The organism is Mesorhizobium sp. M0496, assembly GCF_040321205.1.
In the GTDB taxonomy this organism is placed as follows: domain Bacteria; phylum Pseudomonadota; class Alphaproteobacteria; order Rhizobiales; family Rhizobiaceae; genus Mesorhizobium.
In genome coordinates this window covers 1-26,849 of the sequence record NZ_JAMYRC010000049.1, presented here as the reverse complement: position 1 = coordinate 26,849, position 26,849 = coordinate 1, and the positions used below count along the sequence as shown (strand labels likewise).

At 62.3% G+C, this 26,849-nt stretch carries 36 protein-coding genes and 1 tRNA gene; 9 read left to right on the top strand and 28 right to left on the bottom strand.

The window, feature by feature from the left end:
* The first annotated feature begins 48 nt into the window (after nucleotides 1-48).
* A complete protein-coding gene (locus NKI73_RS28795; protein WP_352634802.1) occupies nucleotides 49-354 on the top strand; it encodes a hypothetical protein in 306 nt (101 codons plus the stop codon).
* A gap of 7 nt (nucleotides 355-361) precedes the next feature.
* Here the strand turns inward: NKI73_RS28795 and NKI73_RS28790 are convergent, their stop codons facing one another.
* Nucleotides 362-991, bottom strand: coding sequence for a hypothetical protein (locus NKI73_RS28790; RefSeq protein WP_352634800.1), 630 nt, complete (start codon nucleotides 989-991; stop codon nucleotides 362-364).
* 228 nt (nucleotides 992-1,219) lie between these two features.
* Between NKI73_RS28790 and NKI73_RS28785 the strand changes: the two genes are divergently transcribed.
* Nucleotides 1,220-1,540, top strand: coding sequence for a hypothetical protein (locus NKI73_RS28785; RefSeq protein WP_352634798.1), 321 nt, complete (start codon nucleotides 1,220-1,222; stop codon nucleotides 1,538-1,540).
* A 97-nt stretch (nucleotides 1,541-1,637) separates the two neighbouring features.
* On the opposite strand, the gene NKI73_RS28780 is transcribed toward NKI73_RS28785, so the two are convergent.
* The 21 genes from NKI73_RS28780 to NKI73_RS28680 all read right to left on the bottom strand — a co-directional run bounded on the left by NKI73_RS28780 (nucleotide 1,638) and on the right by NKI73_RS28680 (nucleotide 15,595).
* A complete protein-coding gene (locus NKI73_RS28780) occupies nucleotides 1,638-2,297 on the bottom strand; it encodes a LamG-like jellyroll fold domain-containing protein (RefSeq protein ID WP_352634796.1) in 660 nt (219 codons plus the stop codon).
* A gap of 39 nt (nucleotides 2,298-2,336) precedes the next feature.
* Nucleotides 2,337-3,329, bottom strand: a complete 993-nt coding sequence (locus NKI73_RS28775) for a hypothetical protein (RefSeq protein ID WP_352634794.1) — start codon at nucleotides 3,327-3,329, stop codon at nucleotides 2,337-2,339.
* Nucleotides 3,329-4,933: a terminase large subunit gene (locus NKI73_RS28770; protein ID WP_352634792.1), complete on the bottom strand. Its 1,605-nt coding sequence runs from the start codon at nucleotides 4,931-4,933 to the stop codon at nucleotides 3,329-3,331. Before NKI73_RS28770 ends, NKI73_RS28775 begins: the two co-directional genes overlap by 1 nt.
* The gene (locus NKI73_RS28765) at nucleotides 4,902-5,294 is read right to left on the bottom strand and encodes a phage terminase small subunit P27 family (RefSeq protein ID WP_352634789.1); all 393 of its coding nucleotides are present in this window, start codon (nucleotides 5,292-5,294) and stop codon (nucleotides 4,902-4,904) included. The genes NKI73_RS28770 and NKI73_RS28765 overlap by 32 nt, the downstream gene beginning before the upstream one ends.
* Before the next feature lie 469 nt (nucleotides 5,295-5,763).
* Nucleotides 5,764-6,117, bottom strand: coding sequence for a hypothetical protein (locus NKI73_RS28760; protein ID WP_352634787.1), 354 nt, complete (start codon nucleotides 6,115-6,117; stop codon nucleotides 5,764-5,766).
* On the bottom strand, nucleotides 6,114-6,530 hold the full coding sequence (locus NKI73_RS28755) for a hypothetical protein (protein ID WP_352634786.1): 417 nt from the start codon (nucleotides 6,528-6,530) through the stop codon (nucleotides 6,114-6,116). Before NKI73_RS28755 ends, NKI73_RS28760 begins: the two co-directional genes overlap by 4 nt.
* Nucleotides 6,527-7,162 carry a hypothetical protein gene (locus tag NKI73_RS28750; protein ID WP_352634784.1) on the bottom strand — a complete coding sequence of 212 codons (636 nt, stop codon included), beginning with the start codon at nucleotides 7,160-7,162 and terminating at the stop codon, nucleotides 6,527-6,529. Before NKI73_RS28750 ends, NKI73_RS28755 begins: the two co-directional genes overlap by 4 nt.
* A gap of 3 nt (nucleotides 7,163-7,165) precedes the next feature.
* The gene (locus NKI73_RS28745) at nucleotides 7,166-7,369 is read right to left on the bottom strand and encodes a hypothetical protein (protein ID WP_352634782.1); all 204 of its coding nucleotides are present in this window, start codon (nucleotides 7,367-7,369) and stop codon (nucleotides 7,166-7,168) included.
* A gap of 10 nt (nucleotides 7,370-7,379) precedes the next feature.
* The gene (locus NKI73_RS28740; protein WP_352634780.1) at nucleotides 7,380-7,817 is read right to left on the bottom strand and encodes a hypothetical protein; all 438 of its coding nucleotides are present in this window, start codon (nucleotides 7,815-7,817) and stop codon (nucleotides 7,380-7,382) included.
* A gap of 56 nt (nucleotides 7,818-7,873) precedes the next feature.
* Complete coding sequence (locus NKI73_RS28735; RefSeq protein WP_352634778.1) at nucleotides 7,874-9,061, bottom strand: phage major capsid protein; 1,188 nt, start codon at nucleotides 9,059-9,061, stop codon at nucleotides 7,874-7,876.
* 6 nt (nucleotides 9,062-9,067) lie between these two features.
* Entirely contained in the window at nucleotides 9,068-9,574 is a 507-nt protein-coding gene (locus NKI73_RS28730; RefSeq protein WP_352634776.1) for an HK97 family phage prohead protease, read from the bottom strand.
* On the bottom strand, nucleotides 9,571-10,770 hold the full coding sequence (locus NKI73_RS28725; protein ID WP_352634774.1) for a phage portal protein: 1,200 nt from the start codon (nucleotides 10,768-10,770) through the stop codon (nucleotides 9,571-9,573). Before NKI73_RS28725 ends, NKI73_RS28730 begins: the two co-directional genes overlap by 4 nt.
* Nucleotides 10,771-11,042: 272 nt before the next feature.
* A complete protein-coding gene (locus NKI73_RS28720; protein ID WP_352634772.1) occupies nucleotides 11,043-11,234 on the bottom strand; it encodes a hypothetical protein in 192 nt (63 codons plus the stop codon).
* Nucleotides 11,231-11,542 (bottom strand): DUF6074 family protein, encoded by a 312-nt coding sequence (locus NKI73_RS28715; protein WP_352634770.1) that lies wholly within the window; start codon nucleotides 11,540-11,542, stop codon nucleotides 11,231-11,233. The genes NKI73_RS28720 and NKI73_RS28715 overlap by 4 nt, the downstream gene beginning before the upstream one ends.
* A complete protein-coding gene (locus NKI73_RS28710; protein ID WP_352634768.1) occupies nucleotides 11,539-12,387 on the bottom strand; it encodes a hypothetical protein in 849 nt (282 codons plus the stop codon). The genes NKI73_RS28715 and NKI73_RS28710 overlap by 4 nt, the downstream gene beginning before the upstream one ends.
* Nucleotides 12,384-12,566, bottom strand: coding sequence for a hypothetical protein (locus NKI73_RS28705; protein ID WP_352634766.1), 183 nt, complete (start codon nucleotides 12,564-12,566; stop codon nucleotides 12,384-12,386). Before NKI73_RS28705 ends, NKI73_RS28710 begins: the two co-directional genes overlap by 4 nt.
* On the bottom strand, nucleotides 12,563-12,742 hold the full coding sequence (locus NKI73_RS28700) for a hypothetical protein (protein WP_352634765.1): 180 nt from the start codon (nucleotides 12,740-12,742) through the stop codon (nucleotides 12,563-12,565). Before NKI73_RS28700 ends, NKI73_RS28705 begins: the two co-directional genes overlap by 4 nt.
* Nucleotides 12,739-12,936, bottom strand: a complete 198-nt coding sequence (locus NKI73_RS28695; RefSeq protein ID WP_352634763.1) for a helix-turn-helix transcriptional regulator — start codon at nucleotides 12,934-12,936, stop codon at nucleotides 12,739-12,741. Before NKI73_RS28695 ends, NKI73_RS28700 begins: the two co-directional genes overlap by 4 nt.
* 87 nt (nucleotides 12,937-13,023) lie before the next feature.
* Nucleotides 13,024-13,701, bottom strand: coding sequence for a hypothetical protein (locus tag NKI73_RS28690; RefSeq protein WP_352634761.1), 678 nt, complete (start codon nucleotides 13,699-13,701; stop codon nucleotides 13,024-13,026).
* A 23-nt stretch (nucleotides 13,702-13,724) separates the two neighbouring features.
* A tRNA-Arg gene (locus NKI73_RS28685) sits at nucleotides 13,725-13,801 on the bottom strand.
* A 300-nt stretch (nucleotides 13,802-14,101) separates the two neighbouring features.
* Complete coding sequence (locus NKI73_RS28680) at nucleotides 14,102-15,595, bottom strand: ATP-binding protein (RefSeq protein WP_352634759.1); 1,494 nt, start codon at nucleotides 15,593-15,595, stop codon at nucleotides 14,102-14,104.
* 279 nt (nucleotides 15,596-15,874) lie between these two features.
* Between NKI73_RS28680 and rpmH the strand changes: the two genes are divergently transcribed.
* Genes rpmH through yidC form a run of 3 tightly spaced genes read left to right on the top strand, consistent with a single transcriptional unit; the run spans nucleotide 15,875 to nucleotide 18,208 of the window.
* Nucleotides 15,875-16,009 carry a 50S ribosomal protein L34 gene (rpmH, locus tag NKI73_RS28675; RefSeq protein ID WP_008833937.1) on the top strand — a complete coding sequence of 45 codons (135 nt, stop codon included), beginning with the start codon at nucleotides 15,875-15,877 and terminating at the stop codon, nucleotides 16,007-16,009.
* A 16-nt stretch (nucleotides 16,010-16,025) separates the two neighbouring features.
* On the top strand, nucleotides 16,026-16,379 hold the full coding sequence (gene rnpA, locus NKI73_RS28670; RefSeq protein WP_091575737.1) for a ribonuclease P protein component: 354 nt from the start codon (nucleotides 16,026-16,028) through the stop codon (nucleotides 16,377-16,379).
* Nucleotides 16,380-16,393: 14 nt separating this feature from the next.
* Entirely contained in the window at nucleotides 16,394-18,208 is a 1,815-nt protein-coding gene (gene yidC / locus NKI73_RS28665; protein WP_352634757.1) for a membrane protein insertase YidC, read from the top strand.
* Nucleotides 18,209-18,241: 33 nt separating this feature from the next.
* On the opposite strand, the gene NKI73_RS28660 is transcribed toward yidC, so the two are convergent.
* Nucleotides 18,242-18,607, bottom strand: coding sequence for a hypothetical protein (locus NKI73_RS28660; RefSeq protein ID WP_352634755.1), 366 nt, complete (start codon nucleotides 18,605-18,607; stop codon nucleotides 18,242-18,244).
* A gap of 153 nt (nucleotides 18,608-18,760) precedes the next feature.
* Here NKI73_RS28660 and NKI73_RS28655 point away from each other — a divergent pair, with 153 nt between their 5' ends.
* Both NKI73_RS28655 and yihA read left to right on the top strand, forming a co-directional pair.
* Nucleotides 18,761-19,399, top strand: a complete 639-nt coding sequence (locus NKI73_RS28655; RefSeq protein WP_352634753.1) for a CatB-related O-acetyltransferase — start codon at nucleotides 18,761-18,763, stop codon at nucleotides 19,397-19,399.
* Nucleotides 19,396-20,055, top strand: coding sequence for a ribosome biogenesis GTP-binding protein YihA/YsxC (gene yihA / locus NKI73_RS28650; protein ID WP_352634752.1), 660 nt, complete (start codon nucleotides 19,396-19,398; stop codon nucleotides 20,053-20,055). The genes NKI73_RS28655 and yihA overlap by 4 nt, the downstream gene beginning before the upstream one ends.
* A gap of 58 nt (nucleotides 20,056-20,113) precedes the next feature.
* On the opposite strand, the gene NKI73_RS28645 is transcribed toward yihA, so the two are convergent.
* Nucleotides 20,114-20,848, bottom strand: coding sequence for a TetR/AcrR family transcriptional regulator (locus tag NKI73_RS28645; protein ID WP_352634751.1), 735 nt, complete (start codon nucleotides 20,846-20,848; stop codon nucleotides 20,114-20,116).
* Between the two features lie 127 nt (nucleotides 20,849-20,975).
* Here NKI73_RS28645 and NKI73_RS28640 point away from each other — a divergent pair, with 127 nt between their 5' ends.
* Both NKI73_RS28640 and NKI73_RS28635 read left to right on the top strand, forming a co-directional pair.
* Entirely contained in the window at nucleotides 20,976-22,178 is a 1,203-nt protein-coding gene (locus tag NKI73_RS28640) for an HlyD family secretion protein (protein ID WP_352634750.1), read from the top strand.
* A gap of 22 nt (nucleotides 22,179-22,200) precedes the next feature.
* Nucleotides 22,201-23,784 carry a DHA2 family efflux MFS transporter permease subunit gene (locus NKI73_RS28635; RefSeq protein ID WP_352634748.1) on the top strand — a complete coding sequence of 528 codons (1,584 nt, stop codon included), beginning with the start codon at nucleotides 22,201-22,203 and terminating at the stop codon, nucleotides 23,782-23,784.
* A gap of 112 nt (nucleotides 23,785-23,896) precedes the next feature.
* On the opposite strand, the gene msrB is transcribed toward NKI73_RS28635, so the two are convergent.
* From msrB to NKI73_RS28615, 4 genes are all read right to left on the bottom strand, one after another.
* On the bottom strand, nucleotides 23,897-24,400 hold the full coding sequence (gene msrB / locus NKI73_RS28630; protein WP_352634746.1) for a peptide-methionine (R)-S-oxide reductase MsrB: 504 nt from the start codon (nucleotides 24,398-24,400) through the stop codon (nucleotides 23,897-23,899).
* Between the two features lie 233 nt (nucleotides 24,401-24,633).
* Entirely contained in the window at nucleotides 24,634-25,191 is a 558-nt protein-coding gene (locus NKI73_RS28625) for a fasciclin domain-containing protein (protein ID WP_352634744.1), read from the bottom strand.
* A gap of 225 nt (nucleotides 25,192-25,416) precedes the next feature.
* A complete protein-coding gene (locus tag NKI73_RS28620) occupies nucleotides 25,417-26,142 on the bottom strand; it encodes an anti-sigma factor (RefSeq protein ID WP_352634843.1) in 726 nt (241 codons plus the stop codon).
* Complete coding sequence (locus NKI73_RS28615; RefSeq protein WP_013528490.1) at nucleotides 26,139-26,678, bottom strand: sigma-70 family RNA polymerase sigma factor; 540 nt, start codon at nucleotides 26,676-26,678, stop codon at nucleotides 26,139-26,141. The genes NKI73_RS28620 and NKI73_RS28615 overlap by 4 nt, the downstream gene beginning before the upstream one ends.
* Between the last annotated feature and the right edge of the window lie 171 nt (nucleotides 26,679-26,849).

Genomic DNA, 26,849 nt, shown 5'->3' with positions numbered 1-26,849 from the left:
AATGGACAGGTACATCGCCGCAAGCCGACGGCGGAGAGGAAGCTCGCTATGAATTTCGTGCACCGCTGGAACGGCGATTATTTCGGCTTGTTCTATAACGACGCGCTGTACACGAAGGACGGCCGACATGTTGGGTATCGACGCCGGCACGAAGTTGTCAGCTTGAAAGGCCTGTACCTTGGCGAGGTAAAAAACCATAGGCTGATCACCCGAACGGCGAATGTTGGGAAAAGGTCAATCGGAGGTGTGCCTATGCTCAGGATGGCCGTCGGCACGACCGTTACCCCCATGAACGAACAGCCCCTCGACCTTCCGGCCGGCTTCGAAGATTTCCCGGAACCGGACACCCTGTAATCGTCCCTCAATCCTCTTCGCGCCACTCGATCTTCAGCGTCCCGCCGAGCGCCTTCACCGCCTTGTCGACCTTGCGGAAATCGTGCTTCTTCCTGCGCTGCGCCAGCTTGCTGAAGTATCTGCCGGTGCCGGCGTAGACATCGAGATCGGGCATGAAATGCCCCTTTGCGCGGCAGGCCTCCCGCACATCGTCGATGACGGGATGGCTGGTCTTCACATAGGGCTTGCGCCAGCGCCGTAACTTCATCGAGTAGCCGAGGACCTGGAGAGACGTCCAGGTGCGACCCGGGAACGCGTCGAGCAGCTCGGCCTTGCTGACCGACGTGAAAAGCCGCCTCAGCTTGGCTCGATCAGCGGCCGTCCAGGCCGGCTTTGGGGTGCTGAGCCCCATGAGGTGGCATTGCCCGCGGATCGATGGCATTGACCGCTCCGGAAGCCGCTTCTGCATCGCCTTGTAGTCGGGGAACCACTTCTTCAGCACCGCGCGCTCGGAAGTCGTCCACAGCGCGTGGCCGTTCGGTGTTCGGCCAGCCTTTCGAAAGCGGTCTTGCGCTGCCAAGCCCCTTTTCAGACGGTCGAGATCGGATAGTCGGTACGCCATCGCGCGATCAAAGCCGATGCCGGCGGGCGCTTCCACCGCGAAGCACACCGGTCCCCCGACGCGAAGAGTCATGGTCAACGGCGATTGAACAGGAGCCGGCGGTTTTTACCTTTGATCAAAGGTCGGCTTTCCAGTCGCAATTGCGCTCCCAACTCACCAAACCCCGGTTCACAACGATCACTTGCCGCGCCGTTCGGCAGGTGCTTTTATACCCCGACGTGTGGGATAGCGGGGGCGCCATCTGCACGATGGAGGGGAAAACCCATGCGGTGGATTTCGACCGCGGCGATCATCATGATGGCCGCAACAGTCCTGTCCGGTTGCGAGACGACATCACCACAGGTGGCCGCACTACAGGATAACAATACGTGCCAGATGTACGGAATTAAGCCAGGCACGCAACTCTTCATCACCTGCATGATGCAGCAATCAGGGCAGCGCGAGCAGCGCAGGACCTCACAAAATCAGGCTATCGCGGCGGCCTTCGTAGGCGCCGCCGTCGTTGGTGTCGCGGCAGCGGCGGCCAGCAGCGGCCCCTACTATCGTCCCTACTATCGCTGCGGCTACTATCGTTGCTGGTACTAGGCTTCTCGGGGAACGCCGCAGCCGGCAGCGTAATTAGCCGCTGCAATGAGAGCGGTCGGCGTTCATCGCGCCGGCCCTTTTACGTTCTTAACCGCCTTCAGAACCAAGGCCCGACGATGCGGCAGTGTTCGGACACCGTCGCGCCTGTCACAGTTGCGGCAAACCCGGCTTTCAGTTCGCCTGTTTCGCGAATGATCGGCGCGTGGAAGATGAGATTGGCGGGGCGGACCCGAGGTGGCGCAAAGCCTTTGGCTATAGCGGCGATCTCATCGGCGGTGAGTTGCGCCGTCCAGTGACCGATTTGAGCGATGTCTCCGATATAGGATGCCCAGAAAGTAGAGACGTTATCCCCGATGCAGATGGCGTAACCGCTGCCGACCGTGACCCACGAACCCGCTGAGTTGCCGGCCGCCTCCTGCACTCCGTCAATAAACAAGGCGCAGGCGCCGCCGGGGTTGCGGTTGTAGTTGAAGGCTATTGAGTGCCAGTTGCCGTCGTTGATGGAGGTCGTGCTTTCGAGGTTTATCATCTGCGTCGAACTCGTCGTATAACCAACAACCAGGATTTTGTTCGGCGTGGTGTTGTTGCAGATGAACCCAAAGCCCACTCGACTGCTGGAGTTCCAGTAAGATAGCGGAGCAGTGTTAGCCGTGACCTGTGTGGTCTTCATCTTGAAAGCCACGCAGCCGATGTTCTGCGGCACGGTCGGCACCGTCCAATACATTTGATCTGTTCCGCCTGCGAAATGGATTGCCATTCTACTACTCCACTATCTTCGTTGTGTCGGCTGTCATTTTCATGCTTTGTCGCAGCGAAAGGGACTGACGATCGGCTCGATCTCAGTCGGTGCGAGCGGCGGCGCATCGACAAAAGTCGCCGCCCTCGCCGCCTTGCTCGCATAGGGATTGTGGGCCGGCGAACAGTATCTCCGCTTGTCGCTCGGAAAGTCCGGATAAAAGATCGTCCCACATGTCAGGCATGACAGCGCCGGTCTCGCCTGGATCCGGCATGCAGCCGCGCACGCCTTGGAGCAATATCGGGTGACCTTGCCACGACCTGAGTTTTTGGGCGTGAACATCATGCCACAGGCCGCGTTTTCACAGGTACGCTGCTCGTATTTGCGCTGCGCGATGTGGAAGCAGCCCCGCGAGCAATACCGGTCTTTTGGGTCGCGTGTGAGCATGAATTCCCCACACTGGTCGCAGTTTCGCGACCTCTGCCGTTCCTTTTCAGATGATCGGGCGGCACAAAGGGCAAGCCATTCAGCCATCGAGACTCGCCGGCCTTCCCGGCGACGCATTTCTTCCGCTGCCGTGCTCCCGCACTCGTCGCAGCAATATTTGACCGGCTTTCCGTTCCGGATGCCTCGATCGGTCGGGATCGGTCGACCGCAACGGCGATGCGCGCAGAAGCCGCGCGACGTATCGGTGTCAGCATATTCGGGTTGGCCCTGCCACCATGTCGGCCGCATCGCCCCTATCTTGTTGAGTGCGGCGGCGATGACCTCAGCCGCACAGATATCGGCATCCAGCCACGGCCAACCATCCAGGCAGAGCGAGCTGCGGACACCATGCCGACAGGCTCCCTCGAACGAGAACGGCGTGGTATCGCCCTGCTTCATGATTCTGGCGACGTCATCGACGAGCTCGCTGAAGCGCCGGTCGCTCAATTTCCGGAGCTTGGCCGTCCGCGACTTTTCGTTGTCGGCCTTATGTTGCCTGGTCCGATAGACATCCAAAGCCTTGCTGATCCGAATGCTTTTCCGAAGCTGCGGCGTGATCTGGAGCATCAGAATACCGCCATCTCGTCGGACCAGTCATCCGAGTCGTAGATCGATCCTTCGTTGTCGCCGGCCGCGCAGCGCGCCACGCCCATCGCGGCAGCTTGCGCGCCGTCGATGCGATCCTTGCTCTTGCCTTTGTGGAAGGTCCTGTTGCCAGCCGTGTCGGTATGGACGGCGACGTTATCGAAATTCCAGCGTAGCACCGGGTTGCCTCCATGCCGGAACCGGCGGCCGATGATCGCGCGCTCGAGCTCCTTGACCGCCGGCGCCATCGTGATCCAGCCTTGGCGCATCGTTGCCGTGGGGAAGCCGTCGGCGGTGAGCGGCGCCATGACGGCTTGCGCGTAGGCGGGATCGAAGTCGATTTCTTGAACGTTGAAGCGTCCGCAGAGCCCGCGGATATGCATCTCGACGGCGCTGTGGTCGGTGACATTGCCGGGTGTCGCGATGATGTAGCCCTGTTCGGTCCAGAGCGGATAGGGAACGCCGTCGCGATCGGCGCGGCCCTGCAGGTTATCCTCTGGCACAAAGAACCACGCCGCGACCTGGAAGCCGTCTTCGCCGTCACGCCAGCACGCCACGACGGCCGTGAGGTCCATCGTGAGGCCCATGTCGACGGCAATCCAGCAAGGCGCCTGGTCGGCTTCCAGCGCGTCGAGGTCGACCGGCTTGTTGCCCTCGTCGTAGACCGCCATGTCGACGAAGGGCGACTCCGAATGATCGAGCCAGATGTTAAGGTTGAATTGCCGGAAGTCGTCCCGATCGGCGGGCCGTTCAGAGGCCTCGCGCGCCAGTTGCCGGAGCCCGGCGAGATCCGGGAAGCCTTCGGCGAGGCCCGGATTGACGAGATGCCAGAGGGCTTCGTCCTGCCAGTCAGCATCGGCCGACATCTCGAACAGGATCGGGAGAAAGCCGGGATCGTCGTGGCCGTCGGCAACCTTGCGAGCATATTCCAGCATCTTGAACGCAAGGTTTTCCTGTCCGCGGCCGGCCTGGGTGATGACGATCAGAAGTGAGCCGGCGACCTTGACGAGGCCGGTGCGCAACGCCTTCCACAACTCCCGGTTCTTCCAGGCGATCAGCTCGTCGGCGAGGACGAAATTCGGCGTCTTGCCAAGCTGCGCGCCGCCGTCCGACGATATCGCCCTGAAGGTCGATCCGGATTTCGGATGCTCGAGGTGAAGCGTCGATTCCGTCGGCTTCGCGACCTTGGCCAGCCATGGCGTCGCCTTGGTGATCGCCACCGCCTCATCATAGGCGATCGTCGCCTGGTCCTCGGCAGACGCCGCGGCAAGCGCCTGGCCACCGGTCATACGCTCGAACCCGAAGGTGTGGAGCAGTGAGAGGCCAGCGCCGATCGTGGTCTTGCGCGCACCGCGCGGCAGCAAGCAGAACACAGTCTTGACGGTGCGGATTCCCTTGCTGTCGCAGGGCCCGTAGATGCGCCGCACGATGCGCTCCCAGAAGAACGGGAGATCGAAGGCGTTGTCAGGCAGCCGGGACTTCGGGTGCCTCAGCTTTCGCAGGAAATCGACGGCCCGCTCGCCATAGCCGAACGGATCGTCGATGATCGTGCCGTCATAGATCCAGTCCGGTCGGTGCACCGTCATCGGTCGGTCCCCCCTTGGTTTGGAATCCGGCCTTCGATCGAGATGCAGGTGTCACACCGAGCTCAGCACCAAGCCGAGCAACAGCCTCGAGTGACTTGCTGAGAAGCCCGCATGCCGGATTGGGCTTCAGTGCCTGGTGGGCACCCTTGATCAGCACCCCATGTTTCGCGATCGCCGCCTGCGCTTGTCGGACGCTCCAGAGCGCGATCACGTATGTCGAGAGAACGCCGAGCGCCGACGAGGTCAGGATCTTCCTTCGCGCCATGTCGGCGGCGATGACCTTCCACTCCCCGGCCATTGCTTCCGGGATGTAATCCGGCACGCGCGGCACGCCTTTTAGGCCGCCATCGATGGCACGCAACTGCGGTTTCCGGCCTTGCGCCATCGCCGTTTAGGCCTCGTCGCCGGCGAAGAAATCGCCCGGTCCCGAAAAAAGCGGTCCATTTCGATTTTTTCTCGCACTCTGGCCCCAAGCGGTCCCGACCCCGTTCCCGGAAAGTCGCGATCCACCCCCGGTCTCTCTCTTGTCGCGGTGCGCATCCTTCGCGTTGCAGGACTTGCAGCCAGGCGTCCAGTTCGCTCGATCGAGCCTGAGATCAGGACGCTTGGCGATGCTGACGACGTGCATGACGACGGTCGCGGGACGACCGCATGCGCACCGCGTGTTGGCGCGAAGGAACTCTGCAGCTTCATGCTGCCATTCGGTGTCATAGCCACGCTGGCGAGCGGTCGGGCGTTCTCGCTCTCTTGCCACCTGGCAAGGGCATCGCGTGTTCGAAGCGACGCGCTTGCCGCAGACGCATATCCTGGCGGGGCGCATTGGCATCCGATCAGCCCCCGACCAGCAACTCGACGCGGACCAGCGTGTCCTGCACCCTGATCGCCTTCACGAACTCGACGTTGCGCACCTTGCCGGCCTGCACGATCTTGTCTCCCTTGCGGATTGGAAGCGGCCACTGGGCCCGGTTGATGTCGGTCGGGCTGAGCACCAGGCGCGACCATGTCTGGTCGATATTTCCGACAAGCTCTTCCGCCTTCAGAGGCCGGATCGAGGCCCTGACATCAACATCGAACGGGATCTGGATCGAGTTCGGGCCAAGGGTCAGCCTGCGCAGCACTGCATCCTCGCCGGCGTCGAGCAGCGCGGCGTCGAGGTCAGCGATCAGTTCGGCCGGTGTCGTCACCGCGTTACGACCCTCGCCGAAAGCAACGTCTGGCCGGCATAGACACCGGTGCTGACCAGCTTCAGCCGAAGCATTGTGCCGATGATGGCATCGATCGCCGTGTCATCGGCCAGCGTGCCATCGGTCGGCGCCACCTGTGTCAACTTCGGCGTGAGCGCGGAGAAGTTGAGAATGGCCGTTTCGCTTGCCGTCCCGAACAAAACGCAAGCCATGTCGACAGCAGTGGTTCCGCCGTCGAGGCTGGTTTGCAGATACGCGCGGATCGTGGTGCCGCCGGAGCCATAGGCAAGCCGCAGCTGCAGCAACGCGGAATGCATGCCGTCGAGATCGGTGATCCATTCGCCGACCTGCGTTCCTGCCGCCGTGATGGCGAAGTCGCCAAGCGAATAGATGCCGGGGTTGTCCATCATCATGCCACCATCAGGTTGTTGTTGAAGCGAGCGAGCCGATCCATGATGTCATCGGGTATGCCGGCACTGGCGCCTGAGCCCGCGCTGACCCAGCGGTCCACCTTGACGGTCCTGACATCCGGAATCTCGACCGACCGGGATTTCTCCAGCGGGTCCGCGCCGGCGGCGGAGAGGCGGAGGCGCACGAGGTCGGTAACAGCGCCGACCAGTGTCGGCGGTACCGCTTCGAATCCGGCGTCGTAGACGACCACGATCGAGCGGGCCCGCCAGTACGATCTGCGTCCGTCGATCCACCGCTGGAGCAATCCGGTCTCGGGATCGAGCGAACGGGTATCAAGGGTGACGTCGTCGCCGTCCTGAGTGATGCTGACGATTGCAGCATCGTGCCTGCGGGACAGGATCAGCTCGTCGAGGCCGCAGGCATCAAACGTTTCGGTGAGACGCTCGGCGCGGAGTGTCGGCTCCGCGCCTTGACCGACGGCGATATCGAGGGCTTCCGTGATCTCGGCAGCGATACGCAGGCCGAGCGCAGCGAGCTCGGTGTCGCGGCTGGCGCCCGTCACGCCGGCAGCCGCGCGCAGCGCCGCAATGGGCGCCAACGCGAGGTCTGTTGCCGGCGTGGTGACGACGAGCATGGATCAGCGGTCCTTCTTGGCCGGCGCTTTTGCCTTCTTGGCCGGCGCTTTTGCCTTCTTGGCCGGCGCCGGGTTGCCGCCCTCATCATCACGCAACCGCTCGGCATGGCCGGACGCGACTAGCTCTCGCAGACGCTGGCCGGTGAGCTCCGGGGTGTCGCCGATCTCGTAGCCGTCAACCGGCTGGAGGATTTTCACCCTTTTCATGGTGTCCTCCTCACGCCGGTGGGTTAGCGGTCGGCTTGTCGTGGGCGTGGCCGAGGATCCAGCAGCCCGCGATGAAGATGTCGCCCGCGCCACTGCCCGAAGGCGTGATAGTCACCCTGCAGTAGCGTTTCGGGCCGACATACCCGATCTTGCGGACTTCGTTGTCGTCGTCGAACTGAAAGCCGGCCAGGGCTTCCGTGCCGAGCAGGAAACCGTCGGCAACTGCGGCGCTATCGGAGAGGTTCGAAGCATCGCCGTCCTCGAACAGCGTCACAAACGTGGCGTCGGCATCGGTGTTCGCGCCGATCAGTGTGATCCACTCGACGGACTCGAAACCCATGGTGTCGACGATCTGGGACACAAAGGGGGTGTTCAGGTTGGTCACCGCCGCGACGGGGGAAAGCCCGCGCTTCGGGTAGATGTTGTTGTGCAGATCCTTGGATGGCATCGCGCCGTTTCCTTCTTTGGCTAAACCGTGAATTTTCAGAGGTCGCGCGGCCCCTCTTACGAGGTCGCGCACTTGATGAGCTTGATCGCCTCGGCGCGTCGCGTTGCGCCGCCTACACGCCGGCGAGCATGGAAGCGGACGAGACCGTTGGTGCGCTGGGTGTACGGATCGGCGAAGATCGACATCCCGACGCGGTCGAAGATGCGGTAGCCGGCCTTGAAGTCGCCGAAGGCGATCGGCACGGCGGCGGAGCCGATGTCATCCATATCCGGCGCCTCGATCACCGGACGGCCAAGGATCGTTTCCGGCTGGCCAGCGGCGTAAGCCGGTTGCCAGAGGTAGATCCCGGTGGTGCCGTCTTTCAGCTTGCGGATGGCGGCCAGCGTCGAACCGTTCATCATCCAGCTGCCGCGGTTTCGATATGCCGCCTTCATCGAATAGAGGTGGGTGATGAGAAGATCCGCCGGTGCGGAACCGAGCGTCGAGGCGTTGCCGGATGCCGTGTAGGCGAGACCACCATTGACGAAGCCTGTCGGCTTCTTGACGCCGTTGCCCTTGACGAAGGCGAGGCCTTCCATGCGGCCAAACTCCTCAGCGAGATCGAACGCGACTTCGGCCTCGACGTTGACGGCACTGTCCTCGAGGAGCTTCAGCGAGACATCGACATAGGCTGACATTTCATGGATCGGGACCTCGGTCTGGCCGTAGGTCGAGCCGGTCTCCGGACGATCTTCGGTTTCGCCCACCCAGGAGCCCGTTGGTGTTCCCGTCCGCTTCGGCAAGATGACCTCGCCCGCCGACGTGCTCGACACCCGGGCGGCCTGGCGAACCGGCGAGATCTCGACGATGTTCTTGTCGACCTCCGCCTGGAACTCGCTCGGCGCGAGATAGCCACCGCTGGTGTCGTTGGCGACGGTGAGCGCCTTGCGTTCCTCGTCGGGCATGGAGTCGCGGCCGTGACGGAGGTACGAGGTGAACGCCTTGCGCTCCTCGCTCGGTTCCTTCTTGTCGTCGCCTGTCGGACGGCCGGCCTTCGCCTCGATCTTGTCGAGACGCTCGACCAGCTTGGTCGTGTCGGCCTTGGTCTCGATCGCCGCTGTTTTCGTCTCGATCGCCTTCAGGCGGTCCTCGACAGTCTTGGTGAGGTCGCCGAGCGCTTTCGTAACGACTTCGACCGGATCCTCGTTTCCTTCCTTCAGCTCCAACGGAGCACCGGAAAGGTCATTGAGCAGCAAGTGCTTCATGGTCTTCTACCTTTCTGAGCGAAGGGCGGCCGTCGCCCGATTGATGGCCTCGGCGATTTCAACGGCCGCGGTCCCCGCCTTCGCGCTGATGATTTGGGCGCGAGGGTGCGAAGGATTCCTGACGAGTGAGATTTCGAGCAGATCGAGCGCGGAGATGACGCGGGTGCGGCCGGTGCGAACAGCTTCACGAGCCTTGAAGCAGATCGACAAGCCCGTCACCAAACCGCCTTGGACGAGACCGCGAACGGCGCGCGCGCGGACACTTTCCTTCACATGCAGATGGCCTTTGACGACAAGGCCCTCGTTCGTCTCCTTCACCTCGTCCCAAGTCCCGACGAGATCATCGGGGTTGTGGGCGTAAAGCATCGGGAGATCGTCGACCACGACGCGGAAAGCCCCCTTCCGGATCGTGTCGCCGACTTTGTCCGGAGTCCCGAAAGGCCACGCCAAGCCGGTGATGGTGCCAGCCTCGTCGACTGCGATCTGAGCTTTGACTTCGAGACGATCGCTCATGCTGCGGCCAACTTTTCCGGCGCCGCCGGCTTGATCGTGATGTTTGGATTTTCGTAGGTGCCGCCCTTGCCGTCGGCGCGCGGCGGGAGATCGATCCAGGAACGGCCTTCGTCGGCCGACAGGACCTCGCTGGCCCGCAGCGAGTTGATCGCGGTGGCGCGTTCCGTCAGGCTGGCGCGGGTGAGATCGTCGCGATCGAAGCGGATCCGAGTGGTGGCACGATCGTCCGGAGCGATCAGCGCGCGGGTGAGGCAGCCCTCCAGCGCGCGAAGCCAAGGCTCGAGGCAATAGACCAGGAATTCGCGGCCCATCTGCTCGCTGTTCGACCAGGTCGCGCGGTCGAGCTCGTAGAGCATGTGCGGCGGCGTCCTGAAGGCCCTGGCAATTTCAAGGACCTGGAATTTGCGCAGCTCGAGGAACTGCGCGTCGGTCGACAGCATGGTGAGGGCGTTGAACTTGCCACCGTTGAACAACACCGCCGTCTTGCCCGCGTTGTCGCTGCCTTCGTGAGCTTGGGTCCATGCCGCCTTGATCCGGGCAATGGCCCCAGAACCGATTTTGGCGTCGACGGGAAATTCAATCACACCACCAGGGCGGGCACCTTTTTTGAACAGATTGCCGGCGTGGCGTTCCATCTCCTTCGCGGCACCGATCGCCTCTCTGGCGAGGCTAAGCGGGCAGCGAGAAAACGGTGAGCGGAGGTGAATGATATCGGCCGACTGGATCTCGGTGCCACCGCGCCTGAATTTCGGTTCTCCGGTGTCGTCCGGATATTCGACTGAGATCGTGCCCGGCCGATAGTGGATGATCTCGACGGACTTTCCGCCGGCACGACCGACCCAGGCGAGACCGCCGTAATCGCTGGTCAAGGCTTGGGCGGTGAGATCTCGGATGAATTCGAACCCTGACGTCCAGTCGTTGACCTGGCCGTGTAGAAGCATCGCGGCGGGGTGCTCGTCATCGGCGGCCCATTTGCCGTCTGTTTTTCGCTCGACACAGATATCGAGGGTTGCCGCGGCTTCGGAGATCGTCCGCACCGCGGCTGAGACCGCTGGTACCGTCAGTGCTGTTGCCGCTGAGACCGCGAGGCTTCCCGGCGGGATGCCGGTGAAGAGCTCGAACAGCTCGGCGTCGGGTTCCGCGAGGGTCGCCGATTTGGTCTCGATCGCCGATGTTCGGAAAGGCCAGAGCCGCATTGCGAATATATCCGCTATGCGGGCCGATTTTCGCCATGTGTTTGAGTGGGCTGGAGTGGGTTAATCAGTGTTCGGTTCTGCCAGCGGGCGGAAGAAGTCGATCAATTCGCTCTCGACGCAACAGAGATGACGCCCGACGCGTCGAATCGGTGTGCCCGGCATCTCGGCCAGGACATTGCGCACGAAGTCGGCAGAGCGGCCGATACGGCCGCCGATCGCGGCAGCTGTCCAAAGTATTTTCGCGTCATCGCTGGGCTTCCTGGCGGGTGCCATCAGCGCCCCAGCACATGAATGCGCTGCAGCTCGCGGGCGACGTCCTTGAGGTCGGGCAGCGCGTGGTGGTCCCCGGCTATGACCCTATTGCCCTGGGTGAGCTGATACCCGCCGTCATGTCTGCGCACGTCGAAGCCGGAATCACGAGCGAGGCGACGGAGACGTCGGAAGGTGGCGTCGTCGTCGATCATGCCGCGTCCCCACGCTCGTTCCAGATGATCGACCATATGACCTGTCGGCGCATCTCGCATTCCAGCGCGACAATGAATGCGGTGGCCTCGTGCTCGATGGCGGCGGCCGGAAGGCCGCGAGCCGCCATACGGTTACGAAAGATCGAGACCTGATCACGGCGGTGCCAATCCTGCTTTTCAACAGGTCGCATCAAGATGTCAGATGCCGCCTGCCTCACCAAGTTGCGCGTCCATGTCGGAAGGCAATGGATCTCGGCACTCACCTTCGGACGATCGAGCAGTTCGAAAAACGAAAGCTGTCGGGTCAATCCGTTTCTCCTTTCGCGAAAATGTCGAGTTGCTTGGGATGGGCAGGCCTTCCAGGGCCGGCCACACGTCGCGCCATTCCAGATGTCAGGTCCTGAAAAGCTGGCACGATAGTCGGTGTTGGCACTGGTATGTTGCTGATGAGGTGAAGAACACCGAAGGTGTTCTCTGTCAGCAACACACCTGTGCCAATGTCTTGCGCGGGCAGCGACACACCTGTGCAACTCCGGTTTCGCGCCTGTGGCAACACACCTGTGCCAATGTCCTGTGTCTGTTGGCGTCGATACCATGTCCGCCGACTGATCCCTTCGGCTTCCCATGGGTGTTGGCGCTCGATTTGGTGGTCGGCCAGCCATTCCGAACGTGGCTTCTTCGCCTCCCTCTTCGCAGCGATACGCAATCGCTCTCGCTCCCGCTTCGCCTTCGCAACGGCGGCCTTCTGCTCGTTGATCGGCAAGTCGGCCGCCCACATGGTGACGATGCGGAGTCGCTGCCTCTCGTCGAAGGTCAGTGCGAGTTTGGCGCCTGCCTCCTCGACGTTGAGGTTCCATCGGCGCCATTCGATTGACCGCTTGACTGGGTCGATCGCGGTGTCGAAGTCACCAGCATAAGGCGCATACCGATTCAGCCAGCCATGAGCATCCTTGAGGCAAAGCGTTGCGACGGTCAGAAAATCGGCGAGCCGCTCCGGAGGCAGAAGTTGCCCGTATCGATCGGCGATGAGCCGGTCGACCTCGGCCAGCCGCTGTAGAGCTTTGCTGTAGCCCTTACGGCTTTTGGCCTGTCGCTCTGCCAAGATACACTTGCCGATCTTCTTCTGGTCGCGTGCTTTGCGGGGCGCCGTCATGGTCGGCGGTCCTTCGGTCGTGCCGCCATCAGCCGTTCGAGCTCGGCGCGCTGTTCGGCCTTGCTTTGCCGTTTCCTGGGTGGCCCGCTCGTCAACCTTGTGCTGCCGTCAGCGGCCTCGACGCCGCGGGAGCGCATGGTCTGCATCTGGCGGTTCTTCGTCCAGTTCCGGCCGCTCATTTGCGCACCTCCGGACGGTGCGGCGAGGCTTCACGCAGGATCTGAACCGCCTCGATGGCACCGGCACCGTAGCGCTCGCGGATTGTCGGGATCAGCGGCCGTTCGGCGGTCGACCAGTTCGCCTTCAGCCATGCCACGGCGCCGGCGTGGTCGGCCGGCGAGAGGGGCGCCGTCATGCTGCTGCTTTGTCGCGCGCGTCAATTCGAGCCTGAAGCCAGGCTTCGATATCGGCTTCCGGCCAGCCAACACGACGGGCCGTGAGCTGGATAGGCTTCGGGAAGCGTCCATCCGACATCTCTTGGTAGAGGGTGCGACGCGAAAGACCGGTGCGGTCAAGCACCCCATCGATGGGAAGAACGCGAGTCGACATCAGGACACTCCATTTCGAAACCGGAGTGCATGTACGCGCGGTGCGATGCTGTTGTGCAGTGGCGAGAGTTTGGTGAGCTAATGCGCTTTATCTCGCCACGCCCTTTACGGCGGCTAAGACAGCCTTGCTGCCTTCGTCCTGATCACGAGAAAAACGTTGATAGTCCCGAATCGCATGTGAAGCCATTTCCGGGGTCATGCTTCCGCCCAGGTTCTCAGGCGCGCGGACCTGCTTTACCGGGCCGGCCGCGACAACAAGAAACGCTACCATTGGTCCGCCGACCTCGTCCTGCTTCTGTCGTCGAGCAACCGGTCGCCCAAGTCTCCGGTCCCAAAAATGGCAGAGCTGCCACATGAATTGCCGCCACGACCAGTTGGCATTGGCGTGTGGGATCTCGCTTGCAGCGTGGTCAGCGGCTTGTTCGGTCCAGTTCGTGAGGCAGAGCAGCTGGGACACCAGGTCGGATCGCTCCGGATAGTTGTCCGGTATCCTGTCTTGCGTCCAGTGGCCGCCGGCCTCGAGCTCGTCGAGCAGCAACACCGTGGCCGCATTGATGCGTAGGCAGCTGGCCTGAAATTCGGTCCAACTGCGCTTCCGTTCCGATGTCGTCGGCGTTTGAAGGTAGTCGCGGGCAAGCATTTCCAGCCCTTCGATGTCCGGACAACCCGCCACTATCAAAGCGGCTCGCTCGTCGACGGAATAGCGGAAAACGACGCTTTCGCGTGCCCCCGGTGTGCCCCCAGCCATTTCACTATTTTCGGGCATCAGGCTGAAACCCTTGTAAAATATGGCGCGCCCGAAGAGATTCGAACTCCTGACCCCCAGATTCGTAGTCTGGTGCTCTATCCAGCTGAGCTACGGGCGCGCATCAGGCCATGCTTTCCATGACCCCGCGATCCGATCGTGAACGACCGGCCGCGACGAGACGTGTTCCCTAGCGACTGAATTTCGGAAAAGCAAGCCGATCCGGCAAAAGTTTTGTCGCAGGCGTGTCATCCGGCAATGACGGCCCGTTTCCCAGCGCCTCAAAACCACCAAGGCGCATCGTGTCTGGGCGGCGCTTCCGATGCATGAGACGCGCCCAAAGCCGGAAACGCCTTCGGGTGACATGTTTCTGCAAGGAAAGGAGGAAAGGTCGGTCGCCGGGGCAAACAGCGCCGGCCCGTCATGCCGGGCGGCGCAGGCCGTTGCTGCGGGCCTGGTCGAGCCGGACCGGCTGGTCGGGGATGGTGACGGCGAATGTGGTGCGTCCGCCGATGCTTTCGACCAGCTCCACCGTGCCGCCATGCGCCCGGATCAGCTCGTGCGCGATCGCCAGGCCAAGGCCGGTGCCGCCGCTGCGCGCCGAGCCGCGGAACGCCGCGAACAGGTTCTCCCGCGCTTTGGCCGGCAGACCGGGGCCGGTGTCGCTGACGGCAATGCGGCTGACACTGCCCAGCCGCACGGCCGACACCGCCAGGCGGCGCACCAGGGCGCTTTCACTGTCTGCCGCCATGGCCTGCACGGAGTTCCGGCACAGATTGGTGAGCACGCGAAACAGCTGATCGGAATCGGCGTCCACCTCGAAGGCCGGCTCGACGGAATTGACGAACTCGATGCCCTGCCCGATGTCGAGCAGGCCGTGAACGTCCTCGACCAGCTGGCGCAGCCGTAGTCTGCGGCGCGAAGGTGGCGGCTCCTGCGTGCGGCCATAGGCGAGCACTCCTTCGGAGTAGGAGACGGCACGGTCGAGCGCGCGCAGCAGTTTCGGCGCGAAGGCCTGTACGGTCGGGTCCTTGACCTGGCGCAGGCGGTCCGACATCAACTGCGCCGAAGCCAGGATGTTGCGCATGTCATGGTTGATCTTGGAGACGGCAAGGCCGAGGTCGGCAAGATGCTTCTGCTCGGAGAGCATCTTTTGCAGCCGTTCCTGCATCTGCGACAGCTCGCGCTCGGCGACGCCGATCTCGTCGGCGCGGGCGGCCGGATGGATGATGCGTCCGGGATCGTCGGGGGCTTCGGAAAAAGACAGCATCGAGCGCGTCATGGTCCGGATCGGCCCGATCATGATCAGGTCGATCGCGGCATAGACCAGCATTGCGGTGAACAGCGAGATCAGCAGCGAGACGAAGGCGACGTTGCGCGAATAGCGCAGCATCGCATTGCGCAGGCTGTTGTCCGGCATGATCAGCTCGAACTCCTTGTCTGACTCGCCGACCGGGCCGAAGACGCGCAGCATCCGGTCGCCGCCAAAAAACAGCGTGTCGAGCGCGCCGGTCATGCCCTTGACCATGCCAATGCTGGCGATATCGATGTGTTCGTCGACCTTCGGCGGCATTTCGGCTACCACCAGCAGCCGCGAGACGCCGCCGTCGCGCACCGCGATCGCCTTGGCGCCGATTGCCATCAGCACGTCGTTCTGGGCCGTACGCGACAGCGAGGTGGATTCACCTTGCACCAGCACGATCGACACGGCCGCCGCCGTGCTCAGCCGTTCCTTCAGCCAGTTCAGCCGGTAGCTGGCGATCCAGGGCAAGAAGATCAGCACTTCGGCCAGCAGCACGAAAACAATGGTCAGCAGCAGCAGCTTGGTCGACAGGCCGCGCGACAGCGGCACCGTGCGCACGATGGTGGGCTCCGCCGTGCCGGTCCCTTCCTGCGCTTGTATGGTTTCGCTCATGCGGTCCATGTCTTCACAATCACTTGATCAACGCAGATTAGGCGATTACGGCTTTTTTGCCAATTTCATCCTTGGTCGGAAACATAAACCGACTTGGACGACGCCGGGCTTCGGCCCGACGACTCCGGATTGACTTCCAAAAGCCTTCTTTCTATAAGCCCGCACACGCTCGGGCCATTCGTCCCGGCGCGGTTTCGATCGCGCCAAAACCGGCCCGGCAAAGCTCCTGTTACACAGTGACAGAATCAAGAAGGGCCGCACCCCGCGGTATTAAAACAAATGAAGCGTACCTACCAACCGTCTAAACTCGTCCGCAAACGTCGGCACGGCTTCCGTGCCCGCATGGCCACCAAGGGTGGTCGCGGTGTCGTCGCAGCTCGCCGCAACCGTGGCCGCAAGCGGCTCAGCGCCTAAACGGAAGACGAGATCGTTGCCCGCAACCGGCAAGCCAGTGGGACCAAATCCCAAGCGGCTTCTGAAGCGCGCGGAATTCCTGGCCGTCCGTCGTGGTGAAAAGCGACGCGGGCGGCTTTTCCTCGTTGAAGTTCTCGACCGCGGCGACGGCCTGTCGCCGCGCGTCGGCTACACCGTCACCAAGAAGGTCGGCAATGCGGTTGTCCGCAACCGCGTCCGGCGGCGGCTGCGAGAAGCCGTCCGTACGCATGCGGCAAGTGACATGGCGCCTGGCAATGACTATGTCATCGTCGGGCGTGAAGACGTGCTTACCATTCCGTTCGGCCAGTTGAAGGCCGAACTCTCCCGCCGACTGCGCGGAACACGATAGGCCAAGGGCTTTCGATGGAAAACAACCGGAACTTCTTCATCACCATCGCGCTGTCGGTGCTGATCCTGGCCGTATGGCAATATTTTTACGTGTTGCCGCGCAGCGAAGCCCAGCGCGAGGCGGCCCGCGTCGAACAGCAGCGCGTCGAGGAGCAGAAGAAGGCCGCCCAGGGCACCAATCCCGGCGCCGACACCGGAACGCCCGCCGCACCTGGCGCCATTCCGAATGCACCCGGCACCGATGCCGTGACACCGGCCGGCCGCGAACAGGCGCTGGCCACGACGACTCGCGCCAAGATCGACACGCCGAGCCTAGAGGGGTCGATCAACCTCACCGGCGCCCGTCTCGACGACCTCAAGCTCAAGCACTACACCGAGACGGTCGACAAGAACTCGCCCGAGATCAGCCTGCTCAACCCGGCGGCACTGCCCAATGGCTATTATGCCGAGATCGGCTTCGTCGGTAACGACAAGACCGGCGCGGTGCCCGGTCCCGAGACTGTATGGGCCGTTGACGGCAATGCGACGCTAACGCCGACAACGCCGGTCACGCTGACCTATTCCAACGACAAGGGCCTGACCTTCAAGCGCACCTTTTCCGTCGACAGCAACTACATGTTCACGGTTTCCGACACGGTGCAGAACGCGGGCACGGCTGCCGTCTCGCTGTCCAATTACGGCCGCGTCACCCGGTTCGACAAGCCGGCCGTTGCCAGCACCTATGTGCTGCATGAGGGCCTGATCGGCTTCACCGGCACCGAAGGCCTGCAGGAACACAAATACGCGTCCATCGAGGAGGACAAGCAATTCACGCCGGGCAAGTCGACCGACGGCTGGCTCGGCATCACCGACAAATACTGGGCGGTGACGCTGGTGCCGACCGAAAAGCAGCCGTTCCAGCCACGCTACGCCTATTTCGAGGACGGCCGCCATCGCTACCAGTCCGACTTCCTGACCGACCCGATCACCGTCGATGCCGGTCAGTCGGCGACGGTGGAGAGCGAAATCTTCGCCGGCGCCAAGGAGGTCGGCAAGATCAACGCCTATGCGGAAGACCGCCACATCAAGCGGTTCGACCTGTTGATCGACTGGGGTTGGTTCCACTTCATCACCAAGCCGATGTTCTGGCTGATCGACACGCTCTACAAATTCTTCGGCAATTTCGGTCTGGCGATTCTCGCCACCACCGTCATCGTCAAGGCCATCTTCTACCCGCTCGCCAACAAGTCCTATGCGTCGATGGCGAACATGAAGAAGGTGCAGCCGAAAATGCTCGAAATCCGCGAGAAATACGCGGACGACAAGATGAAGCAGCAGCAGGCGATGATGGAGCTATACAAGACCGAGAAGATCAACCCGCTTGCCGGCTGCTGGCCGGTGGCGTTGCAGATCCCGGTCTTCTTCTCGCTCTACAAGGTGCTCTACATCACCATCGAGATGCGGCACGCGCCGTTCTTCGGCTGGATACAGGATCTGGCGGCACCCGATCCGACCTCGATCTTCAACCTGTTTGGCCTCGTTCCGCTCACGCTTCCGCACATGCTGATGATCGGTGTCTGGCCGCTGATCATGGGCGTCACCATGTTCCTGCAGATGCGCATGAACCCGACGCCGCCGGATCCGACGCAGGCCGCGATCTTCACCTGGATGCCTGTTATCTTCACCTTCATGATGGCGGGTTTCCCGGCCGGCCTCGTCATCTACTGGGCCTGGAACAACACGCTGTCGATCCTCCAGCAGGGCGTGATCATGAAGCGCCAGGGCGCCAAGATCGAGCTGTGGGACAATCTGGTTGCGCTGTTCCGAAAGAAACCGTCGCCGGCAGAATAGCAGGCGTTGCCTCTGCGAAATCAAAAGCCCCGGTCAGTTCATTGCCCGGGGCTTTTTTGTCGGCAAGGCATCCCATTCCGACCGATTTCCAATCTGCGGCGAAACTTTGGCCTGACGCACCTCGTAACTGCGCTTTGCCATTCCCTGCGGCATGCGCTTCGGCACGCCTTTGCACAGGCCATGGATTGCGGCCACCGTGTTTTCGCGACGGCGGCAAGATACCCTTGCCAAGACGGCTTCCGGCGCAAAGGCGCCGGTGTTTGGGAGGCCGTAGCGGCAGACCGGGGTCCTGTCGGCCTCCACGGGGCCCCGGTTCTTTTGCTTGGACTCGAAGATCTGTAGGGTTTGGCCTGTCGACGCCGACTGCACCAGGAGATCGCTTCTTGGCGGCGCTGTCATCGACCTTGGCCTATGGCGACGGCAAATGAGCAAAGCCGCCATCGAAAGCTCGCTCGTCAGCCGATTGGTGCTATAGGGCGGATCACGCTATTTTGGACAGGCGCATGCGGATCTCGGATGCGCCTGGCGGCCATTTCTTTGACGGATCTCGACATGGACGGACCAAACCCCAACATCAAGCACCCGATCCCGATGCACACGCGTGTCGGGTTCCTCAAGGGACTGGTGAGCGCGCCGAACATCGAAATCGGCGATTACACCTATTATGACGATCCCGATGGGCCGGACAAATTCGCCGAGAAATGCGTGCTGCATCATTATCCCTTCATTGGCGACAAGCTCATCATCGGCAGGTTCTGCGCCATCGCCGAAGGCGCGCGCTTCATCATGAACGGCGCCAACCACGCCATGTCCGGCTTTTCGACCTACCCGTTCAATATTTTCGGCCATGGTTGGGAAAAGGGTTTTGACCCGGCGACCTGGTCGAAGGAAGTGCGCGGCGACACGATCGTCGGCAACGACGTTTGGATCGGCATGGAGGCGGTGATCCTGCCCGGCGTTACGATCGGCCATGGCGCCATTATTGCCGCGAAGTCGGTGGTCACGCACGACGTGCCGTCCTATGCGATCGTCGCAGGCAATGCGGCCAAGGTGGTGAAGATGCGTTTCGACGACCGGACGATCAGGCGGCTGCTGGCGGTGGCCTGGTGGGACTGGCCGGTGGACAAGATCAGCCGCAACCTCGATGCTATCCGGGGTGCCAATATTTCTCTTCTGGAGGCAGCAGCTTGAACGCTCTAAACAGCAGCACGATCGGCACCGACCTGTTTACACGGGGGTGGATCTTCATTCGTGGCGTGCCGGCCATGAAGTTCCTGCCGCCGGAAGGACCGCCGGAAATAGCTTTTGCCGGCCGCTCGAATGTCGGCAAGTCGTCGCTGATCAACGCGCTGGTCAATCAGAAGGGATTGGCCCGTACCTCCAACACGCCGGGGCGCACGCAGGAACTCAATTATTTCGTGCCGGACGGATTTTCGGGAGAGGGTGCAGACCTGCCGCCCTTGGCGCTGGTGGACATGCCGGGCTATGGCTACGCTACGGCGCCGAAGGAGAAGGTCGACGAGTGGACCAAGCTGGTCTTCGACTATCTCAAGGGCCGCGTCACGCTGAAGCGGGTCTATGTGCTGATCGACGCCCGCCACGGCATCAAGGCCAAGGACGACGAGGTGCTGTCGCTGCTCGACAAGGCGGCGGTGTCCTATCAGATCGTGCTGACCAAGACCGACAAGATCAAGGCTGCCGGCGTGCCGCGGCTGATCGAGGAGACGCTGGCCAAGATCAAGAAGCGGCCGGCAGCTTTTCCGTTCGTTCTGGCCACATCTTCTGAAAAGGCCGAGGGCCTCGAGGAATTGCAAGCCGCGATCGTGCTTGCGGCCAATGGCGGATAGAACAATTCCAAGGGAAAGCGCATAGCGCTTTCCCTTGGAATTGCGCGGGAACAAAAAGCTAAGGCTTGGCCTCGATGGCAATCGTCTTGTGGCCTTCTTCCGCCACGAGCCTTTCGGTGCCGTAAGCCTTCAGGAACATGCTAACGCCTGACGTGACGATGTGGTCGATCTCGTCCTGCGACGGGGCCTTGGTTCGGTAGGCGAAGATGCACTGGCGGAACAGACTGGCCAAGCACAGTTCAGTGAACTGATAGGCGGCGAGATCGACATCATCGATCCGCAGCAGGCCGCGCTCGATGGCAGCATTGAGAAAGGCCACGACCTTGTCGTGACCGCGCTTGGGTCCGCGTTCGTAAAAACGCGCGCCCATGTCGGGAATCCGGTCGGATGCGCCGATCACCGTACGCTGTGCCTGGATGACCTTGGCTGATGTGATCTTGAGCGCCAGCACCTTGCCGAACTTCACCAGTGTCTGGCGAAGGTCGTCGGATTTCTCCAGCATGTCGTACATGTTCTTGAAGATGCTGCCGCGCTCTTCCTCGATCAGCGCTTCGAACAGCTCTTCCTTGTTGGCGAAGTAGACATAGATCGTGCCCTTGGAGACACCGGCCTCGCGGGTGATGTCGTTCATCGACGCCGCTTCGAAGCCCTTGTCGATGAAGACACGCCGGGCGCCATCGATGATCTGGCTGCGCTTGACCGGGTCCTGCCCTGCCGCCGGGCGACCACGGCGCAAGCTGTCCAGCAAATCGCCACACTGGTCGGTTTCGACGTTGGGCAGAGTCTCGGCCATAAAGGTCACACCTCGAAAATAATTCGAACCATCCGGTTCGATTGCACTTGATATGGTCCTCTTTACGCGCTATGTCAACGTCCTGATCGAACCGAACGGTTCAGTACTATTACATTAGAGAGATGTCATGTCCTCGAACGCGTCAACGTCAGCCGAAGTCCGTCCCTTCCCCAACGCCAAGGTCGCGCCGGCGACGGAAGCACCTGAAATACCCATCCAGCCCGCGGTATCGCCGCCGCCGACAGAGGCTCCGGCCAAGAAGAAGCGCTCGATGCGCTCCTTTCTGCTGCCGGTCATCGGCGTTGCCTTGCTCAGCGCCGGCGCCTGGTACGGTTACGATTACTGGACCACGGGCCGCTTCATGATCTCGACGGACGATGCCTACGTCCAGGCCGACATGGCGTTCATATCGCCCAAGATTTCCGGCTATGTCGATCAGGTCAAGGTCAGCGAGAACCAGCTGGTCAAGGCCGGTGATCCGTTGCTCGTCGTCGATGATGGCGACTACAGAATAGCCGTCGCCCAGGCCGAGGCGCAGATCGCCACCTTGAGCAAGACGCTCGACCGTATCGACGCCCAGACCGACGCGGCGCGCGCCTCGCTGCAGCAGGCGCAGGCGCAGAAGGTCGCCGACCAGGCCGCCGCCGACAATGCGGCCAAGATCGCGGCGCGCGCCTCGCAGCTGGTCAAGACGCATGTCGGCACGCAAGCGCAGTTGGACGACGCCCAGACGGCGGTGCAGCAGGCCGATGCCGCCCTCGTCGGCGCCGACGCGCAGATCGCCGCGGCGCAGGCCAATATCGGCGTGCTGCAGGCACAGCGCGGTGAATCGGCAAGCACACTGGCGTCTTTGCAGCTCAGCCACGACAAGGCCATGCGCGACCTTTCCTTCACCGTGCTCAAGGCGCCCTATGACGGCGTCGTGGGCAACCGTTCCGTGGAGCAGGGCGATCTCGTCAGCCCCGGCCAGAAACTCGCCGTCATCGTGCCGATGGACAAGCTCTACATCGTCGCCAACTTCAAGGAGACGCAGCTGGCCCGGCTGGTTCCCGGCGAGAAGGTCAAGATCTCGGTCGATGCGACCGACGGCCAGGACTTCGAGGGAACCGTCTCGTCGCTGGCGCCGGCTTCCGGTGCCGTGTTCTCGCTGCTGCCGCCCGAAAACGCCACCGGCAACTTCACCAAGGTCGTGCAGCGCGTTCCGGTCCGCATCGACGTGCCCGCCGACGCGCTGAAGAGTGGCAAGCTGCGCGCCGGCCTCAGCGTCGTCGTCGCCGTCGACAGCCGCACCGCCCCATCCGCGTCGGCGTCGGCGGCCGCGTCGAACTGAGCGGCTGCTGGGGAGCAATGCCATGGCAACCGCAACCCTGACAGCAGGAGCGCCGCCGGCGAGGCCGGCTGTGCCTGACACCATTTCGACGCGGCGCGTCATCGCCTTCCTGGCGATGGTGTTCGGCATGTTCATGGCCATCCTGGACATCCAGATCGTCTCCGCCTCGCTGGCCGAGATCCAGGCCGGCCTGAGCGCCAGTTCCGACGAGATTCCGTGGGTGCAGACCGCCTATCTGATCGCCGAAGTGGTGATGATCCCGCTGTCGGGCTTCCTCAGCCGGATGCTGTCGACGCGCGTGCTGTTCACGATCTCGGCGGCGGGCTTCACCGCGGCCAGCGCGCTAGCTGCGACCGCCACCAACATCGACCAGATGATCGTCTACCGCGCCGTCCAGGGCTTCATCGGTGGCGGCATGATCCCAAGCGTCTTTGCCGCCGCCTTCACCATCTTCCCGCCGTCGCGCCGCGCTGTCGTCTCGCCGATGATCGGCCTGGTGGCGACGCTGGCGCCGACCATCGGCCCGACCGTCGGCGGCTATATCAGCCACGCCATGTCCTGGCACTGGCTGTTCCTGGTCAATGTCGTGCCGGGCATCCTGGTGACGACGGCGGCCTGGACGCTGATCGACTTCGACAAGCCCAATCTCAAGCTGTTCAGCAAGTTCGACTGGTGGGGTCTAGCCGGCATGGCGGCCTTCTTGGGCTGCATGGAATATGTGCTTGAGGAAGGCCCCAACAACGACTGGCTGCAGGATCAGGGCGTCTTCATCTGCGCCATCGTCATGACCATTGGCGGGGTGCTGTTTTTCTGGCGCGTGTTCACCGCCGAAGAGCCGATCGTCGACCTGAAGGCGTTCACCAACATCAACTTCGCCTTCGGTTCGTTGTTCTCCTTCGTCATCGGCATCGGCCTCTATGGCCTGACCTATCTCTACCCGGTGTTCCTCGGGCGCATCCGCGGCTACGATTCGATGATGATCGGCGAGGCGCTGTTCGTCAGCGGACTGGCCATGTTCTTCACCGCTCCGATCTCGGGCATCCTCTCGAACAAGATGGACCCGCGCCTGATGATGATGGTCGGCTTCTTCGGCTTCGCGACCGGAACCTGGTGGATGACGCATCTGACCGCAGACTGGGATTTCTACGAGCTGCTTATCCCGCAGATCCTGCGCGGCTGTTCGATGATGCTGTGCATGGTGCCGATCAACAACATCGCGCTCGGCACACTGCCGCCGGAGCGGCTGAAGAATGCGTCCGGCCTGTTCAACCTCACCCGCAATCTCGGTGGCGCCGTCGGCCTTGCCCTGATCAACACGGTGCTGATCGACCGCAATGCCTTCCACTACGCAAGGCTCTCCGAGCATGTGCAATGGGGCAGTGAGGCCGCGCAGACCAAGCTGCAGAACATGACGCTCAATTTCGAGCAGACCGCCGGCCTTGACGCGGCAAGTGCCGCGATCTCCAAGCTGTCGGGCATGGTCCAGCAACAGGCGGCGCTGCTGTCCTTCATGGATGTGTTCTTCATGCTGACGGTGCTGTTTGCAACGCTCGGCCTGTTCACGATGCTGATCCGCAAGCCGGTCGCCGCCGGTGGCGGCCACTGAACCAGGAATTGCGGTTTTTGGGAAGCTCCTCCAGTCCACACCGAAAAAGCTTCGACCGCGCAAAAAACTCCGGGCCGCAAGCCCGGAGTTTTTTGTATTCCAACGGATCGTCTTAGGCCGTGGCGGGCTTGAAGGTCAGCGCCACGCCATTGATGCAGTGGCGCAGGCCCGTCGGCGCCGGGCCGTCGTCGAAGATATGGCCGAGATGGCCGCCGCAGCGGCGGCAATGGGCCTCAGTGCGGGTCATGCCGAGCGACCTGTCCACAGTGGTGCCGATGGCCTTGGGAATCTCCTGCCAGAAGCTCGGCCAGCCGGTGCCGGAATCGAACTTCGTCTCCGACGGATAAACCGGCAGGTCGCAGCCGGCGCAGGCGAAGATGCCCTTGCGATGTTCGTTGAGCAGCGGGCTGGTGCCGGGATATTCCGTGCCTTCCTTGCGCAGCACGTCGAAAGCGGCCGGTGACAGGATGGCTTTCCACTCAGCTTCGGTCTTGGTGACCTCGAACTTTTCTGCGGCCTGCGCGGCCTGCGGATTGCCCATGCGCAGCACTGTCGCCGCAGCCCCGACGACGCCGATGGCGGCTACACCGCTCAAAAGAAAGTCGCGACGGTTCATGACCAATTCCTCCTGTTGTCTGTTTGCCAAACTATACCGCCACGCGGAAATCAAAAGCCGGTGACGGTGCCCCCTCGAACGAGCACTCCGCGCCGTCCCACATCCAGATGTGGGCGGCGCGGCGCGCACAGGTCGATTGCGGATCCCGGGGGCGAGAACCATGCAATCGGCGGAGGGTCCTTGCTGCCAGTTCGCCGGCAGCAAGCCCCCTGTTACATCTTCGACAAAAGAAGTTACATCTTGGGCAAAAGAACCTTGTCGATGACGTGAATGACGCCGTTGGACTGCTCGACATCGGCGATCGTCACATTGGCGACATTGCCGTTCTCGTCAGTGACGGTGACCTTGCCGCCGTCGGCCTTGAGCGACAGTTCGCAGCCGCCGACAGACTTGACCTTGTGGGCGCCGCCGTCAGCCTTGGCCATCGCGGCGACATCCGCCCCCATCGCCTTGGCGCCGATGACATGGCAGGTCAAGATCTTGGTGAGCTTGTCCTTGTTCTCGGGCTTGAGCAGCGTCTCGACCGTGCCGGCCGGCAGTGCCGCGAAGGCGTCGTTGGTCGGCGCAAACACGGTGAACGGACCGGTGCCCTGCAGCGTTTCGACCAGGCCGGCGGCCTTCACGGCGGCGACCAGCGTCGTGTGATCCTTCGAGTTCACGGCGTTTTCGACGATGTTCTTGTTGGCATACATGGCGGCGCCGCCGACCATCGGATTTTCGGCATAGGCGGCGGTTGCAAGGGCCGAAACGGCGATCGTACCGGCGAGCAAAAGGGTGGCGAATCTACGCATGATGTCAAACTCCTCGGGTTTTTCTCTTCCCATATTTGGGAACGCGAGGAGATACGGAACAAAAATGCGCGAGTTTCAGAAATATTGTGATTTTTTAAATTATCGACGCTGCCAGAGAGATTTTCGACCGAAACTGATCGTCGGCTAACATGCTGTCCAGGGGCATGTGTGGCACGGGATAGACTTCAGGTAAGCTATTTTGAGTTTGCAGGCGCCAAGAGCCGATCAGATGCTCTTCAGATCGCCCGCGGCGACCACCGGTCCGGTCGGCTGACCGGTCGGCGAGCCGCCTGACGGCTCGAGGCTGACGGCGAGCACCGCGCCCTGGGCGAGCTTCTGCCGGGCCGCCGGCGAGACGATGATGCGCGCCGTAGCACCTGCCGGAATGACACCCATCGAGACCGGCGCGTTCTTGCCTTCGATCATCCACAGCTCGAAGTCCTTGCCGGCGGCGCGCTCACCGGAGACGTGCGACAGGCCGACCTCGTGTTGCGCCGCATCGTAGACGGCGAGATATTTGACATCGCTGCCTTCGGCGGCCAGTGAGGCGACAAGGCGCGCCTGCGGCTGCTCGACCGGCGGGTTGAGGATGGGCACGGCGATGTAGATCGCCAGTGCGGCAACCGCCGCCGCAGCAAGGCCACGCCAGAACGCCAGGCTGGACCACAGGCTGCGCGGTTGAACGGGCGTCGTCATGGAAGCGGTGGACGCGAACAGCCTGCGGTCGATCGCCGGCTTGACCGAAGCCGGCGGCTCGATTTCCGGATAGGCGGCAGCCAGCGGCGAAAAATTGACCTCCCAGCCGTCGACAAGGCGGGCGAAATCCGTCTCAGCGTCGATGCGACGGGAGGCGATCTGGCGTTCGTCGGCATCAAGCACGCCGAGAACGTATTCGGCGGCGAGCAGGTCGTCGCCTCCACGTTCCGGTCCTGTGTCTTCTGCCAGCGTCATCTTTCCAGACATTCTCTGAGTTTCAACAGGCTGCGGCGCAGCCATGTACGCATCGTGTTCAGCGGCACGCCGTGACGCTCCGCCAGTTCGGCATAGCTTTCGCCCTTGAGATAAGCGCCCCGGACGGCCGCCGCCCGGTCCTTCTCCAATTCATCGAGACAATGGTGGATGCGTTCGGATTCGTCGCCCGCCACCGCCATCGCTTCAGGCCCCGGCGCCGGATCGGCCACGTCGAGTGCGGCATCGATGTCGGCGGCAGGCTTGCGCCGCGCTCTGATGCGATCGATCGCATGATTGCGCGCGATTGCCACCAGCCAGGAGATCGGGCTCAGGTCGGACACGGCAAAACGATCCGCCTTCGTCCATATCTTGACGAAGACTTCCTGTAGAGCTTCTTCCGCATCTCCCCGGTCGTTCAATACACGAAGGCAGACGCCAAAAAGTTTCGCGCTGGTCTGCCGGTAGAGCAGATCGAACGCGGCCCGATCCTTCATCGAAGTCCGGACGATCAGCTTGGTGATGTCCTGCGGCGTCATCGCAGGCAAATTAGGCGATTGCGATATATTTGCAACGGCGGAAAACCTTGTGCACGCCTTAGCTTTGCGTGTCGCTAGCCCGGCTCCCAGGGGAATCGCTTCAGGTTAACGTTGATTTTTGACGGATGAGATTTTCGAGATAATCGGCGTTGAGATTGGCGAGTTTTCGTC